The organism is Lysinibacillus cavernae (assembly GCF_009724685.1).
Lineage (GTDB): Bacteria > Bacillota > Bacilli > Bacillales_A > Planococcaceae > Lysinibacillus > Lysinibacillus cavernae.
The window spans coordinates 159,995-174,736 of record NZ_WMEF01000008.1 but is presented as its reverse complement, the minus strand read 5'-3'; the positions used below and the strand labels follow the sequence as shown (position 1 = coordinate 174,736).

Here is a 14,742-nt window from a genome sequence, read left to right as displayed (position 1 = left end):
GTCAGCTCCCCTATTGCTGTTATAGTTTTGAAATGTGTGATTGTATCTGATGAGCTACTTTCACTAACTGTTCAAGCATGTATTTCTCCCTTTGCTCATCGATATCGTATACTAATCCAGAAATTGTAAGAGATGCGATAATCTCTTTCTTATAGTTAAATAGCGGTACACTGATGCCAAAAGCATGTTCATTATACTCTCCAACCGTTACACACCATTTGTTTTGGCGGATTTGTTGCAGCTCTTCCTTTAATGACGAAAGCAGTGTAATATGCTCTTCTTTCGATTGTTTGTCATGAAAAAAGGCTAATAATTCAAGCTGCGTGTCCTTCTCTAAGTAGGCAAACATCACTTTACAGGAAGCACCGATGTAAAGGGGTGTCTTCGTTCCTAAAGACACCGCATACTTTACATTTTTATTGCTTTCGGCTATTTTCGTTGTGACACCGTATTCATTGTCCATATAAGTAAGAAATACTGATTCATTGATTTCACTGGCAAGATTTTGCATCAATTCATAAATGGTCGAGTGTGGGTCCTTTGAATTTGATAGTACATCATAAAAAAGGTACATTTTATAACCTAATTTATATTTTTTTGTACTTTCATCTTGTATTAAATAACCCGCTTCTGTAAATGTATTAATGGCTCTTTGCACGACGCTTGTCGGCAGTTTCATCATGCGTGAAATTTCACGGACACCTAATGCATTTTCTGTCGTTGCAAAACATTCTAGTATATCCAATGAGTTTTTTAATGTCTTGACAGTCATTTATTTCTCCCTTATGCGTTTTGATACCCGTATTGCTTTTTCGCTACTTCTACAGAAATATATTCATTTAACAGGTCATGCTCAATTGCCTCTGTGCCTCTTTCAAGTGGATTACCATAACCGCCGCCCGTTGCTGTGACAAGCTCAATGCGGTCACCTTTTTGTAATTCATAATTGGCTAATACTCCAACTGGCCCAATCTTTGTTCCATCATTTTTATGAATGATTAAATAGTTATGAGAGCCTGCTCCTCCTCCATTTAAACCGAATGGAGCAAATTGATGTCTACCTAAGTTAACAGAAACCTTTTGACCATCGTTATTGACTGTATAGACGCGACGTACACCTATGCCACCTCTATATTGACCTGCACCAGCACCGTCACAGTTTAAGCTATATTCGTCAATTTGGATACCATATTTTGTTTCTGCAATCTCAACAGGAAGGTTATACGTTTCACCGTCTCCCATACAGTATTGCCCACTTTGACCATCCTCATCATTCGCTGCTCCCCAACCACCAACAGATGGTTCAACAATTAGGAACGACTCATCATTTTCAGGATTTTTACCTGTCAGGATAAACGTACAAACAGACTGCAAATGCCCTGCCGATAATCGTTCTGGTAAATGTGGTGCAAGAGCTTTCCAAATTAAATCCGCTGCCCCAATACGTGCCTCAAAGTTCATAGACACAGGATGTGGACGTTTAGCTGAAACAATAGAGTTTTCATCCGTGATAATCGTTAAACGTTTAAAGACACCTTCGTTGATCACATCAATATCGCCAAGAAGGGCTAAGAACATTACGCGCACACTTGCCATTAAACCAAATTGTGAACAGTTCATTGGCACATTCACAGCTGGATGCGAGCCTCTAAAGTCACATTTAAATTCTTCATCACTAATCGTAACTTTCACTTTAATCGGATAAGGTCCACCTTTTAATGGATCGCCTTCAATAAAGTCCTCCGCATAAAATTCACCTTTTGGTAACTGTTGAAGCTCAAGCTCTACAATTTTTTCACCTTTGTCCAATAATTTTTGAATGGACAGTTTCACCGATTCAGCACCGAACTTCTGACAAAGTTCAGTGATTCGTTTTTCACCTGTTTTTAAGGCTGCTACTTGTGCAAACATATCGCCGATCGATAGCTCTGGTAAACGAACATTCGTCGAGATAATTTCATAGATAGCTTCGTTTAACTCGCCTTTATGATAAAGTTTGACACCCGGTAGCTGTAAACCTTCCTGATAGATTTCATTGGAATTACTTGTGAATGAACCTGGGTCCATGCCCCCTACTTCTGTCCAGTGAGCTTTATTGGCAGAGTAAGCAATAATTTCACCATTATAGAAAATAGGTAGGACTAAGCCCACATCTGATAGATGCGATCCGCCGCCCACATATGGATCATTAATAATAATGACATCACCTTCGTGTAATTTTTTCCCATTATCGAACTTTTCAATAACACGCTGTACCATTGGGCTCAACATCCCAATAAAGCTTGTCACACCATTTCCTTGGCTAATTAAATTACCGTTTGCATCTGTTAAACCACAAGCATAGTCTAATACCTCATAGATAACTGGACTCATAGATGAACGGGCTAGGGCAACAAACATTTCGTCCCCTATAGCTAACAATGAATCTTGAATAATCTCTACTGCAAAAACATCTTTTTTCATGTTTTATTTCCCCTCCATCTCTACAATCAAATTTCCATATTTATCTATTTCTATAGATTGCTTATTATTGATCACGACCGTAGATGTTGGATTTTCCACAATGGCAGGACCTGCAATAACATATCCAGGTACTAGTTTTTGTTGATCATAGACATTGACCTCTACCCAACCTGTTCCTTTTACGTATAAATTGCGTTTTGTTTTGATACAAGTCGAATCGTCGATATGAGAGAAGTCTAGTTCTTTAAATTGAACGGCTTCATCTTTCCCATAGATTGTAAGATGTAAGTTTACTAATTCAATTGGCGTAGCTGGTAAATCAAATGAAAACTCTTGTTTATGTTTAATATGGAAAGCCCCAGCTAATTCAAGTAACCCTTCCTCATGAAGTGTACTAGTCGACGCATTCAATTTAACTGCGTGCTCTTGGCCTTTGTAACGCAAATCATAATTAATCTCAAAATAATAATGATCCTGCGACAAAGGTGCATCCGCATAGGCATTCGCAATCGCTTCATCAATATTTGCTTGAATCGCTGCAAGATGATTCTTGTCAAAGTCCATTAAACTCGTTTGAATATAATCTTGTCGGTATTCTGTCATCATCATTCCTAATGCAGAAAAGACGGACGAACCATATGGAATAATGACTTTTTTCATACCTAATTCTTCAGCTAAGTTAATGGCATGTAGCGGGCCACCGCCCCCAAAGGCTACCATTGTAAAATCTTCTGGATCATAGCCTTTACGAATCGAAATGAGCTTCAATGCATTTAACATATTTGAGTTCGCAATATCTAGAATACCTTGTGCCGCTTCCTCTGCCGATACATTAAACGGTTTTGCAATCGCTTCAACAAGGGCCTCCTCCACTTTGTCAATAGATACTGGGTTATCAAAGTTTTCTAATGATAGTCTTCCTAAATACACATTCGCATCCGTAATTGTCGGCTGTGTATTACCTAAGCCATATGCGACAGGTCCTGGCTTTGCACCAGCAGAATCTGGACCTACCTTTAACGAGCCAAATTGATCGACACGTGCGATGGAGCCACCACCATTGCCGATTTCTACAATATCAACAACGGGTGTTTTAATTGGATAACCAGCAAATTTTTCATTTCTTTCAATATAGTAATCTGTTGTGACATTTACCTTGCCATCTGTAATAAGAGAACATTTTGCCGTTGTTCCACCAACATCGAAAGCAATAATGTTGGATTCATGAAGAAGCTGTCCTAATTTTGCTGCCCCAAACATCCCCGCTACAGGACCAGATTCCACAAGATTGATTGGTAGCTCCATTGCTTTATCAAAGCTTGTTGTGCCACCATTCGATTGCATAATTTTTAAATGATCTGTAATACCAATTGTGCTTAATTTTTCTTTTAAGCTTTTCAAATACGCGTGAGCAATCGGCTTTACATAGGAATTAAGAACAGTTGTATTCGTTCTTTCGTACTCACGATATTCTTTAATCGTTTCGCTTGAAAGTGTGATATACACCTCAGGCCAAATTTTTAAAATTTCTTCTTTTAGCTGTTGTTCATGAATTGGATTTTTATAGCCGTGAATCAATGAAATGGCAATTGCCTCAACACCCAATTCCTTAAATTTACGAACGATATCATTGACTTCCTCGGTATTAAGCGCTTTCATAATATTTCCTTTAAAATCGATTCGCTCATCGATTTCCTGTCTTAAGTAACGCTCTACAAACGGTTCTGGTTTTTTATATTTAAAATTATATAAGTCTGGTCGATTACCACGAGCAATTTCTAAAACGTCACGGAAACCTTTTGTTGTAATTAACCCAACTACGCCCCCTTTTCTTTCCGTTAATGTATTGATAATTACAGTTGAACCATGAATAAATGATTCAATGAAAGACTCTTCCGTTACATGTCGTCCTAATACGTTTAATATGCCGTCCTCAAAATGACCTGGTGTTGTATGTCCTTTATCAAAATGAAGATTTCCTTTTTCATCTGTGAAAACTAGGTCGGTAAAAGTACCGCCAATATCTGTTGCGATTTTCAAGACTTCATCCCTCCGTGTTCCTATTATCGGTACAGTGTTCCGAATTAGAATTAAGTAAATTATATTTAAAAGAAAAAGAAAATTCAATGTATTTTTTAAATAAAAATTCATTTGACAATTGGTTTCCGTTGTAATTATCCGCTTTTTCTTTCCAATATCAGATAATAATTTATAAAAAATACCATACACATTTATATAAGGAAACTTCTCGTGATTTTTTTACAACACAAAAAAGATCCTAGTTTTATCACTAGAACCTTAAATTTTTGAAAAAAATAATTTTTATGAATATTTACTCATCTGTTTGTAGATGGAATTAACTAAAATTTAACATGGATTCAACGGTTTAATGCTTTATAACAGGAGATTTTGATTTTGTCTTACGCCATTGCATGAAGATCAAATTATTCAGGAGTTGAAGCAATCAGAAGAAGCTTTTAATCAGCATCTATGAAATCGTGAAATCCTATAATGAATTAAAAAAAGCTGCCCCAACTTCATTGGGCAGCTTTTCAAACATGATTTTAGAACAATCCTACCGCATGTCCGTCATTATCAACATTCATGCGTAAGGCAGCTGGCGTTTTTGGCAGTCCTGGCATTGTCATGATATCGCCTGTTAGACAAACTAAGAAACCAGCGCCTAGCTTTGGAATCACTTCACGAATTGTTACCGTGAATCCTTCTGGACGACCTAGTAAACTTGGTTGATCGGATAAAGAATATTGCGTTTTTGCCATACAAATTGGCAGAGTATCCCAGCCAAATTTTTCGATCTGGGCAATTTGTTTTTTTGCTTGGTCTGTAAATTGTACATCTTTCCCGCCATATACCTTTTGCACGATTGTACGCACTTTTTCTTCAATGGACTCTGTTACATCGTATAAAGGAGAGAAGTTGTTTTCTTCTTCTAACACGGCTAGTACTTGTTCAGCTAAGGCTAGACCACCTTTACCGCCCTCTTCCCAGACATTTGTGCGGGCAATACGAACATGATTTTCTTGACACCAGTTCAGCACTGCTTCTAACTCTGCCTCTGTGTCTGTAATAAAACGATTTAACGCAATAATCGGTTCAACGCCAAATGTACGAACTGTATCGACATGTTTAGCTAAGTTTGCAATTCCTTGTAGAAGTGCTTCCACATTTTCGCCGACAAGTGCTGTTTTTGGTACACCACCATGCATTTTTAAGGCACGAATCGTTGCTACGATCACGACAGCACTTGGTTTAAAGCCTGCTTTACGTGCTTTAATATTCATGAATTTTTCAGCACCTAAATCAGAGCCGAAGCCCGCTTCTGTTACCACGATGTCCGCTAGCTTACGAGCTGTTTGTGTCGCCATAATCGAATTACAGCCGTGTGCAATATTGGCAAATGGACCACCATGTATAATGGCAGGTGTTCCTTCTAATGTTTGTACTAAGTTTGGCTTAAAGGCATCCTTCAATAATAATGTTAAAGCACCCTCTACTTGTAAATCACGCACAAAAACAGGCTCACGCTCAAATGTATAGCCAATGACGATGCTAGCAATACGTTCGCGTAAATCCTCTATACTTGTTGCTAAACAGAACACTGCCATAATTTCGGAGGCAACTGTAATATCAAAGCCGTCCTCACGTGGCATGCCTTGTACAGGACCACCTAAACCCACGACTACTTTACGAAGCGCACGGTCGTTAATGTCCAACACACGCTTCCAAATAATACGTCGTGGATCAATGTTTAACACATTTCCCTGATGGATATGATTATCAATAAAAGCTGATAAAGCGTTGTTGGCTGTTGTAATCGCATGAAGATCACCAGTGAAATGTAAATTAATATCCTCCATCGGTACAACTTGTGCGTAGCCTCCGCCAGTAGCGCCACCTTTTACGCCCATAACTGGACCTAACGATGGTTCACGTAAAGCGACCATCACTTTCTTATTTAATTGGTGAAGGGCATCAGCAAGTCCTACAGTAACCGTCGACTTCCCTTCTCCTGCTGGAGTTGGACTAATTGCGGAAACTAACACGACCTTTGCATCCTCGCCCTGCGCTGTAATTTTTAATGGGTCAATCTTTGCTTTGTAACGTCCATACTGCTCAAGAGCATCCTCTGGAATACCCGCAGCATTGGCAATTTCCGTAATAGGTTTGATCACTGCTTGACTAGCGATTTCTAAATCTGTTAATGGTTGATTTTTCGTTGTCATTTGGCATCCTACTTTCTATGTTGTTCATTTCCATTATAGTCTTAATTGTGAAAAAAAAGAAAGCCAGATACACAAGCATTTCGACAATCAATTGACATCTTTGTTCAATTCATGTATGTTCTAAGAGAAAATGCAATTTTTTCACATTTTTTTCTCATTACTAGCAACACTTATTTAACTTTATTTTACATTCAAGCGCATTGGAGGCGAATGCTTATGCAACAGGGGATCGTAAAGTGGTTCAATAATGAAAAAGGGTATGGCTTTATTGAATGTGATGATGGAGAAGATGTATTTGTACATTTTACGGGCATCCAGGAGGAAGGCTTCCGTACACTTGAAGAAGGTCAAAAGGTTTCATTTGATGTTGTGGAAGGCAATCGTGGACCCCAAGCATCAAATGTTGTGAAATTATAAGCATAAAGGAGCTGTTCAGTAAATGAACAACTCCTTTTTTCTGTTTATCGATTGATCCAATAAAAAGCGCCCGGACAAACTAGTGTTTCCCTTGTTCGATGAGGATCATTTAGTGTAACGCCAAACGGCCCTTCTTTTACATGCCCAAGCGTCATGGCTGCAGCAATCTCTTCCTCATAAAAGTCTAAGCGCATATTCGGTAGCTGTAGGGACATATACTGTTCATATTGCTCAGGCTCTGGCAGCTGCAATACCTCTTGCCACAGCTGAACCGTTGCTTGCGCATCCCTGACATAAAACTGAATAGATTCCATTTTAATAGCCTGCTTTGCATTGATAGCACCGCTATCCTTTAATTGTGTCAAGCGCACTTCATCTTCCTCCGCCCATTCAATCAAAAATGGAAAATCAATTGGAAGATCTGGCTTGCCAAAATGCAGTAATTTCCATTCTACAACAGTGCCATCTGGTCTTGTTCGACTGCAAGCATCAGGTCCATATACCTCAAAGCCCATTGCGCGCAAACGGTGACCCTCTTCCTCAATTTTTTTAGTGCGCAAGGCAATTCGTGAAAATCCATGGCGCTCTTGATCACGTTTAAACGTATAATGTAGGGAAAAAGGGTATTGAGCCGCTTGCTCAAATAAATCACGATCATAGATAGCAATTTGTTCAATATAGCTTAAGCCAAAGTAGCTTAACGTATTATAAGTCCCCCACATCGTGTGCTGCCCACCATTCACTGTATGGACATTTCGTTTATTAAAGAAAACCTTTATATTTTCTGGTGATTCCACTTGATGAACCAGATGATCAAAATATAAAGTCATGGCCATTCCCCTTTCTTTCCCCATTACCTTTACCTGTATGTTTGTTTAGTTTAAAATTTACTTAAGAAAAGGAGTTACTATTAGGATATGAAAAAAAGTTCATTTTACCTACTAGCTCCATTAACTAATTTATAAAAATGAAGAGGTGATTTGAATGACAGATCAAGTAGCTGCTTTTAAATTAGCATTAGGTAATTACCCAACAGGTGTAACAGTTGTCACTACATGTCATGAAACAAATCCTATTGGCTTAACCGTCAATTCCTTTGCATCTGTTTCTATCGACCCACTCCTTATTTTATGGTCACTCGATAAAAAATCTCAGCTCCATCCTTATTTTACGGCTTCGCCAAAATTCGCGGTCAATATTTTAGCAAGCGATCAAGAACATTTATGTACACTTTTTGCCAGTAAAATCCCAGACCGCTTTGCACAAGCCCAGTGGTCGACTTCATCTTTTGGTCTACCGATTTTACATGATACAGCAGCTATTTTACAATGTAAATCGGTTCAGCAAATTGATGCTGGTGACCATACCATTTTTATTGGGCAAGTAGTAGACATTACGAATGCTCAAAAAGAGCCTTTACTTTATCATCGCCGTCATATCGGCCAGATACCAACTAGCTTTTATAGCTAACGTTTACGCAAAAAAAGGGCCACTTGTAAGCAAAGGATATCCTTCATGCTTATTTGTGGCCTTTTGACATCGTTCAACTGAAATCATCTTATTTTTTCTGCGGAAATCTCTGCTTTTCAAGCCTATTAATTTGCACAATCACACCATCTTGAATCGTAATATGCACTTCACCAAATTCAAGATTTTGAATTGCCTTAGCAATTGCCTCTAATTTCTTATCATCTACCTTTGCCGACTGAGCCATACGACACACCCCTTCTTTCTCATCCTTTTTTCAAAAGGAGCCAAGGCATCAAACTGATTGATAGCCCCTCCTATCTATCAGATACCATCTGTTGGATTTGGCACCTATCTTTTTGGTTGCCGAGGCTTCATTGGGCCAAATCCCTCCACCTCTCTTGATAAGAGTACTGCGTTTCTTGAAAATAATTCTATAATTCTGTTATACGAATGTCAATATAAAATATTAGAAAACCTAGTTGAATACTTTGTAATATAGAATTATCATCATGAAAGTGCCTATACTAATGTATTTTATGCCTAAGCAATAGTAAATAGTTAGCTAACCTTCATTTTTTATTTGCCCCATTTTCTCAAAACGATTTCTAGTGGCCCCCGTTTATGGTTTGCTCTCCACCATACAGAAAACAGGACACATCCAATAAAATAACCAAATGCGTAAAGCATTGAAAAGACGAGTGGTTGATTTTCCATCTTATTGACAGCGAATAAAATGCCAATCCCAATAAAAACATGACCAACATAGTGAGTTAAAGACATTTGACCCGTTTTTATCATAGCTTCTATCCCTTTATTTTGGCATGTCTCTACAAGATACATGGAGCACACAATAACGATGATAGCTGAAGCCGTATTAGATAAAACATACATCATATTTGGCGGAATTGGTCCCGTATCAAACAAGTACAATGCACTCTCGACATCTAAGTAATGCTGCGTCATACCTTTAATGATCACCTTTGAAAAAATTTCAGTAACAGTTAATAGCAAGAAACCCGTCGCTATTAATTTCTTTCTCACTACACGGTTTCTTATATCTAAATCGCCTATCATCATACCAATGAGAAAGAAACAAATCCATGGGAATACAGGATGGTAGCCATTAAAAACTAAATTTCTCATAAAACCTTGCGCAGACCAGAAATCAAGATATTCTAATAAAATATTTTTCGGATGCCAACCTGTTAGATAATTAAATTGTATTTGGAGCCATTGTGAAAGGATCAAAATCACACTAATAACAAACAACATTGTTTTCTTTGACTTTCCTATTAAAAAAGCTGCAAGAAACATATAAACACCATAATAATGTAAAATATCACCTGTCCAACCCACAGCATATAGCACCATCCCTAACACAAACAAAAAAAGTGATCTCTTCCATAAAGTCAGCTTATTTTGTTGGATAAGAAGCGGGTCTTTCGTTTCTCTGGATTGACGGGTCATAAAGGCTATACCAATACCCGCCAACATGACAAATACAGCAGAAGCACGCCCTTCAAAAAGACTTTGCAAATGAATGAGCCATTTTGAACCATTGGCAGTAGATCCTGTAATAACGCCAAAGTTTACAATGAACATACCTAGCATTGCTAGCGCCCTTGCGAAATCTAGCCCTTCAATACGACGATGATCATTCACCTTCGTCATCTTTCCCCCCTTGAAGGACGCAATTTACTGCCTCCTTCCAAATAGCTTTATAGTTCAATGGACTGTTCGTTAACATAAAATTCCCAATATTATCATACAGCAAGGCTAGCATATGGGCCTTGGCTTCAATGTTGCCATGATCAGCTATTACGCCTAGCTGTACGGCATATTGTAGGACATCATAAAAACTTGCTAAAAAATTTGTTTGTAGCGCTAATAATTGATTCATATAGCTTTCATCCCGAGCAGCTAACAGCAAATATTGATTAAATATTTTATTAAAGTAAGGATCCTTACTCTGCTCGTCAATGGACTTGTAACCAAGCTCCAGCAGTATGTCTTTAAAATTTGTTGGAGAAAGCTCATTGAAATCAACAACTATATCACGTTGAATTTCTTTATAAAGTTCTTCAAACAAGTAAGCAATCAGTTGATCCTTTGATGGAAAATAATAATAAATGGCTGGTTTTGAAATACCTACCTCGGCTGCAATCATCGCTAAGCTTGTTTTTTCAAATCCTTTTTCTGCAAACATCACATAGGCTACTTCTATAATCCTTTGAAAGGTTTGTTCTTTATTTCCCATAATGTCCTCCTTTTTTACCGAACGTTAAGTAAATAATAAATTAAACCAATATTTTACACAAGAAAAAACTGTGCAGAAGTATAACCCTCTCCACAGTTCACTTATTATTGCCCTTGTAAACAAGCTATTAAAGCTTGTGCTGTATGTTGCTTGCCCATCACCTTGATTACTTGTCCCTTAGCAGGCACGATCCAATGAGGCTCATCCTTGCCATATAAAGATTGTGAGCTATTTGCTACCATAAATTGTGCATCCGCTGTTTCCATACGCAGTCGTGCACGAGCTAGTAAAAATTCCTCATCACTCGTAGCTTCCAGCTTAAAGCCTACTAACGTCACATTCGGTTGCCAGCCCTTGATTTGCCCTAATACTTTTGGTGCTTTTTTAAAATGAATGATAGGTGGCTCGTCAGAAGGCATTTTCCCTGCCTCCTCCATCAAGTTACCTGATTGATCATACACTTTGTCAATGACCCAATCCGAGCCAGCAGCGGCCATAATGACGATATCGACTTGTTCTTGTTGTACAGCATGACGAACCTTTTCTCCTAAATCCTCAATACCTTCGAATTTAATCAATGTCATGTTGTCGTGATCTTCTGGGAGCTGTGCAAAGTAACCATGCATATATAATACATTAGCACCAGCGGCCAGTGCTGCCTCTGCTAAATAACAGCCCATTGTCCCCTTTGATAAATTCGTATGCCCACGTACACGATCCCATTTTTCAAGTGTTCCCCCACTTGTAATGAGTACGGTTTTGCCCTGTAATGTCCCCATACATTCACCTATTTTCTACATTATATACAAATACTATTTTAACTTAATGCAAGGATATGCTTCAATAGCTACTATCATAGGGAGCTGCTTTGTTCTTTTAACCAAGCACTTAAAATTTCGGCAAATTGCTTCGTTACTGGTGAAGCGTGGTGTTTCATCGCAATACCAATTGTACGGTAGCCACCTTGCTTTAGTGGAATTGCTTTTAATGTTGAAGGCAAATTCTGAATGACCAATTGAGGTAAAATACTAATCCCAAGGTGGTGGGAAATCATTGAAATAATACCTACCTCCTCTGACAGCTCAAAGCGTATGTTTGGCTTCACATGATACTGCTCTAATAGTACCTTTACATCATTTGTTCCTTTATAGGAAGTCATGATAAAAGGCACATCCTCTAGGTCAACGATATCAATTTCTGTCTTATCAAATAATGGACTTTTATCAGAGACTATACATAATAACGGGTCCTGTTGTAATTCCGTAAATTGATACTGCTCTGACTTTTGACCATTCAAGAACCCTACTTCCACTTCACCACTTAGTAGCCATTGTTCAATTTCATAGTAATCTCCCTCTCGTAACTCCACTTGTATCCCAGGAAATTGATTATCCATTATCCTTACAATTTCTGGCATCCAATTGGACGAGATACTTGAAATAACGCCAATACGAACCTTTCCTCGGGTAACACCAAGAATATGAGCAGCCTCCTGCTGCAATAATTCCTGTGCGTCCAAGACCTGACGCATCGCTCTTAGCATAGTCTGTCCTTCACTCGTGAGCGTAACACCTACACGACTTCGATGAATAAGGGCAAAACCAAATTCTTTTTCTAAACTTGATACAGCATGACTCACAGCAGACTGTGTTAATCCTAATGCATCCGCTGCTTTTGTAAAGCTTGCTACCTCTGCCACCTTTGTTAAAATCTCATATTTAACTAAGCTCATCCGCAATCCCTCTATATACATGAATTTTTTTAATTCTATTCATTATAAACATTCGTTTTACTAATCACAATACAAGATATATAGTAATTTTTAGTATAAAAACTGTTTTAGTACACAGATGGTAGGTGAACATAATGAATATCCAAGGAAAAGCAAATGTATTGATGGTTATTGTTACAATGTTTTGGGGACTATCTTATACCTTTATGGTCATGGGGCTTGAAACATTGGCTGTTTATAATGTGGTGGCATTGCGTTGCATCATCGCATTTTTCATAGCAGGACTTATTTTTTATAAACGGATGATCAAAGTAAATGGTAAAACATTAAAATATGCGGCTATCCAAGGATTTTTATTATTCATTGTGTTCGCGCTAAGTTTATTTGGTTTACAATCCACTTCTGCATCAAACGCTGGCTTTATTTTAAGCCTAACTGTAGTGTTAGTGCCGATTTTCAGCAGTTTCATTGATAGAAAATTACCGTCAAGAGCGGTTAGCTTTGCGATTATTTGCACCATGATTGGTATTACAGTCTTAACGGCGAATGGCTCATTTGCCTTCCATACAGGTGATTTATTAGTAGCGATTGCAGCGTTATGTTATTCAATTTATTTACTTTTAAACAGCTCATTTACTCGTAATGTAGAATCGATTTCTTACGGTATTTATCAGCTCGGCTTCGCTGGTATTTATGCGCTTGTCCTAACATTGCTATTTGAAACACCGACATTGCCAAATTCAACGACATCCTGGATTGCTATTTTAGGTCTCGGTATCATTTGTAGTGCGTTTTGCTTTGTTGGTCAAACTGTTGCACAACAGTACACTTCTGCTACACATACAGGCCTAATCTTTTCCTTAGAACCAATTTTTGCAGCTATGTTTGCGATGATGTTTATCGGCGAAAGTTTAACTGTGAAATTAGTGATTGGCGGTAGCTTTATTCTTATTGGTAATTTAGTGGCTCAATTAGAACACTTCCATGCCTTACGTTTTATTAAGAAGGAAGCACAGGAAAAAGTTATACAATAAAATAGTGTGTCGTGTCACTTTATTTACGAATGAAAAAGGAAGCTGAGAGTTCTCTCTCAAGCTTCCTTTTCTACTATGTATTGAATTTATAGCACAACTACATGTAAAATAGTTTACTATACAGTATAATTTTTACAGGAACTATATAAAGGAGATTTATATATGCAAATCCAACCCCGAAACGCATCCTATTATTTACCAACAAAACTCAATCAACCTATTAGAACAGAAAGCCTATTGGATTTATTTAGACATGTGGATGGAAGTGAAGAGGAAGACGCAAAAAAGAACAAATCAAAAATTGAGATTAGACACGAAAATGGCTATGTGCGTCAATACCTTGTCAAACCCACTGGACAAAGAGTACTCCTGATGGAAACTAAACAAAGCCATGACCATAAAGAATCTAGTCATTTACTCAACCTGTTTAAGCAACCATATGAAAAGCCAGCAAGTGATCCGATTCTTTCGATTTTAAATGCAAAGAAAAACATTGGTAAATATAAAGATGGCATTTAATAAGTAGTGCTTTTTTCTAGAAAGGAAAGCTTTGCTAGATAAAAAAATAGACAAAGTCGAAACAACGACTTTGTCTATTTTCAAACCAGCGAGCCAGAGCTATATCACGCTGGTTTGATCATTATAAAAATCTTCTATATTGCTCTGCCTCTATCATACGCTCTTGCTGTTTTAAGCGTGCCTCTTGCTCGGCAACTGTCTCTGATGGGGCTTGCGTATCCATTTCATCTTCACGTTCCGCATATAGAACGATACTCCCTTGCTCTACAAGATGTGCATAATAAGCAATTTGTCCCTCTGACAGATTAAATCGTTTTAAGCCCTCCGTCACAGCTGAGTCGCCTGTAAACCAAGATTTGAATTGGTCCACCCAATTACCAACCTCATGTGTTTGGACATCGGCATCCCATTTCACGTCCTTAAGCTGTTCGGGATCTTTCGCAATGATATGGATATCCTCTTGAAGATAGCCCTCTAACCGCATACTTTCTAAAATATGAAGCATTTCATCCCGCGTATGGGCCACCTCAATTTGTGGGTTTTGTTCATTCATCATGTTCAATTCCTCCTATTTTGTATGGCTTACTTAGTAATTACCCTTGCTGT

The 14,742-nt window shown here is 38.1% G+C and carries 15 protein-coding genes and 1 riboswitch; of the genes, 4 read left to right on the top strand and 11 right to left on the bottom strand.

The window, feature by feature from the left end; translation table 11 throughout:
- Nucleotides 1–19: 19 nt before the first annotated feature.
- The 4 genes from GJU32_RS16085 to GJU32_RS16070 form a co-directional block, all read right to left on the bottom strand.
- Nucleotides 20–772, bottom strand: a complete 753-nt coding sequence (locus tag GJU32_RS16085) for an IclR family transcriptional regulator (RefSeq protein WP_155592974.1) — start codon at nucleotides 770–772, stop codon at nucleotides 20–22.
- 11 nt (nucleotides 773–783) lie between these two features.
- The gene (locus GJU32_RS16080; protein ID WP_155592973.1) at nucleotides 784–2,463 is read right to left on the bottom strand and encodes a hydantoinase B/oxoprolinase family protein; all 1,680 of its coding nucleotides are present in this window, start codon (nucleotides 2,461–2,463) and stop codon (nucleotides 784–786) included.
- Between the two features lie 3 nt (nucleotides 2,464–2,466).
- Nucleotides 2,467–4,503: a hydantoinase/oxoprolinase family protein gene (locus GJU32_RS16075; protein WP_155592972.1), complete on the bottom strand. Its 2,037-nt coding sequence runs from the start codon at nucleotides 4,501–4,503 to the stop codon at nucleotides 2,467–2,469.
- 524 nt (nucleotides 4,504–5,027) lie between these two features.
- On the bottom strand, nucleotides 5,028–6,707 hold the full coding sequence (locus GJU32_RS16070) for a formate--tetrahydrofolate ligase (protein ID WP_155592971.1): 1,680 nt from the start codon (nucleotides 6,705–6,707) through the stop codon (nucleotides 5,028–5,030).
- Nucleotides 6,708–6,923: 216 nt separating this feature from the next.
- Between GJU32_RS16070 and GJU32_RS16065 the strand changes: the two genes are divergently transcribed.
- The gene (locus GJU32_RS16065; RefSeq protein WP_004269397.1) at nucleotides 6,924–7,124 is read left to right on the top strand and encodes a cold-shock protein; all 201 of its coding nucleotides are present in this window, start codon (nucleotides 6,924–6,926) and stop codon (nucleotides 7,122–7,124) included.
- A gap of 44 nt (nucleotides 7,125–7,168) precedes the next feature.
- Here GJU32_RS16065 and GJU32_RS16060 read toward each other — a convergent pair whose 3' ends face one another.
- The gene (locus GJU32_RS16060; protein ID WP_155592970.1) at nucleotides 7,169–7,954 is read right to left on the bottom strand and encodes a VOC family protein; all 786 of its coding nucleotides are present in this window, start codon (nucleotides 7,952–7,954) and stop codon (nucleotides 7,169–7,171) included.
- Nucleotides 7,955–8,108: 154 nt separating this feature from the next.
- On the opposite strand from GJU32_RS16060, the gene GJU32_RS16055 reads away from it, so the two are divergent.
- A complete protein-coding gene (locus GJU32_RS16055) occupies nucleotides 8,109–8,594 on the top strand; it encodes a flavin reductase family protein (RefSeq protein ID WP_155592969.1) in 486 nt (161 codons plus the stop codon).
- 88 nt (nucleotides 8,595–8,682) lie between these two features.
- Here GJU32_RS16055 and GJU32_RS16050 read toward each other — a convergent pair whose 3' ends face one another.
- From GJU32_RS16050 to GJU32_RS16030, 5 genes are all read right to left on the bottom strand, one after another.
- Nucleotides 8,683–8,838: a YezD family protein gene (locus GJU32_RS16050; protein ID WP_155592968.1), complete on the bottom strand. Its 156-nt coding sequence runs from the start codon at nucleotides 8,836–8,838 to the stop codon at nucleotides 8,683–8,685.
- 67 nt (nucleotides 8,839–8,905) lie between these two features.
- A riboswitch (SAM riboswitch) is annotated at nucleotides 8,906–9,002 on the bottom strand.
- A 168-nt stretch (nucleotides 9,003–9,170) separates the two neighbouring features.
- Nucleotides 9,171–10,265, bottom strand: a complete 1,095-nt coding sequence (locus tag GJU32_RS16045) for a DUF418 domain-containing protein (RefSeq protein ID WP_155592967.1) — start codon at nucleotides 10,263–10,265, stop codon at nucleotides 9,171–9,173.
- Nucleotides 10,249–10,851 carry a TetR/AcrR family transcriptional regulator gene (locus GJU32_RS16040; RefSeq protein ID WP_155592966.1) on the bottom strand — a complete coding sequence of 201 codons (603 nt, stop codon included), beginning with the start codon at nucleotides 10,849–10,851 and terminating at the stop codon, nucleotides 10,249–10,251. Before GJU32_RS16040 ends, GJU32_RS16045 begins: the two co-directional genes overlap by 17 nt.
- 104 nt (nucleotides 10,852–10,955) lie before the next feature.
- Nucleotides 10,956–11,630: a phosphopantothenoylcysteine decarboxylase domain-containing protein gene (locus GJU32_RS16035; protein ID WP_155592965.1), complete on the bottom strand. Its 675-nt coding sequence runs from the start codon at nucleotides 11,628–11,630 to the stop codon at nucleotides 10,956–10,958.
- A gap of 74 nt (nucleotides 11,631–11,704) precedes the next feature.
- The gene (locus tag GJU32_RS16030) at nucleotides 11,705–12,583 is read right to left on the bottom strand and encodes a LysR family transcriptional regulator (RefSeq protein ID WP_155592964.1); all 879 of its coding nucleotides are present in this window, start codon (nucleotides 12,581–12,583) and stop codon (nucleotides 11,705–11,707) included.
- A 134-nt stretch (nucleotides 12,584–12,717) separates the two neighbouring features.
- Between GJU32_RS16030 and GJU32_RS16025 the strand changes: the two genes are divergently transcribed.
- Together GJU32_RS16025 and GJU32_RS16020 are read left to right on the top strand one after the other, a co-directional pair.
- Complete coding sequence (locus tag GJU32_RS16025) at nucleotides 12,718–13,617, top strand: DMT family transporter (RefSeq protein ID WP_155592963.1); 900 nt, start codon at nucleotides 12,718–12,720, stop codon at nucleotides 13,615–13,617.
- Between the two features lie 162 nt (nucleotides 13,618–13,779).
- The gene (locus GJU32_RS16020) at nucleotides 13,780–14,136 is read left to right on the top strand and encodes a hypothetical protein (protein ID WP_155592962.1); all 357 of its coding nucleotides are present in this window, start codon (nucleotides 13,780–13,782) and stop codon (nucleotides 14,134–14,136) included.
- A gap of 121 nt (nucleotides 14,137–14,257) precedes the next feature.
- Here GJU32_RS16020 and GJU32_RS16015 read toward each other — a convergent pair whose 3' ends face one another.
- Entirely contained in the window at nucleotides 14,258–14,692 is a 435-nt protein-coding gene (locus tag GJU32_RS16015; protein ID WP_155592961.1) for a general stress protein, read from the bottom strand.
- Between the last annotated feature and the right edge of the window lie 50 nt (nucleotides 14,693–14,742).

Coding starts and splice junctions, on each gene's coding strand:
- GJU32_RS16085 (WP_155592974.1), bottom strand. CDS start 772: ATGACTGTCAAGACATTAAAAAACTCATTGGATATACTAGAATGTTTT.
- GJU32_RS16080 (WP_155592973.1), bottom strand. CDS start 2,463: ATGAAAAAAGATGTTTTTGCAGTAGAGATTATTCAAGATTCATTGTTA.
- GJU32_RS16070 (WP_155592971.1), bottom strand. CDS start 6,707: ATGACAACGAAAAATCAACCATTAACAGATTTAGAAATCGCTAGTCAA.
- GJU32_RS16065 (WP_004269397.1), top strand. CDS start 6,924: ATGCAACAGGGGATCGTAAAGTGGTTCAATAATGAAAAAGGGTATGGC.
- GJU32_RS16060 (WP_155592970.1), bottom strand. CDS start 7,954: ATGACTTTATATTTTGATCATCTGGTTCATCAAGTGGAATCACCAGAA.
- GJU32_RS16055 (WP_155592969.1), top strand. CDS start 8,109: ATGACAGATCAAGTAGCTGCTTTTAAATTAGCATTAGGTAATTACCCA.
- GJU32_RS16050 (WP_155592968.1), bottom strand. CDS start 8,838: ATGGCTCAGTCGGCAAAGGTAGATGATAAGAAATTAGAGGCAATTGCT.
- GJU32_RS16045 (WP_155592967.1), bottom strand. CDS start 10,265: ATGACGAAGGTGAATGATCATCGTCGTATTGAAGGGCTAGATTTCGCA.
- GJU32_RS16040 (WP_155592966.1), bottom strand. CDS start 10,851: ATGGGAAATAAAGAACAAACCTTTCAAAGGATTATAGAAGTAGCCTAT.
- GJU32_RS16035 (WP_155592965.1), bottom strand. CDS start 11,630: ATGGGGACATTACAGGGCAAAACCGTACTCATTACAAGTGGGGGAACA.
- GJU32_RS16030 (WP_155592964.1), bottom strand. CDS start 12,583: ATGAGCTTAGTTAAATATGAGATTTTAACAAAGGTGGCAGAGGTAGCA.
- GJU32_RS16025 (WP_155592963.1), top strand. CDS start 12,718: ATGAATATCCAAGGAAAAGCAAATGTATTGATGGTTATTGTTACAATG.
- GJU32_RS16020 (WP_155592962.1), top strand. CDS start 13,780: ATGCAAATCCAACCCCGAAACGCATCCTATTATTTACCAACAAAACTC.
- GJU32_RS16015 (WP_155592961.1), bottom strand. CDS start 14,692: ATGATGAATGAACAAAACCCACAAATTGAGGTGGCCCATACGCGGGAT.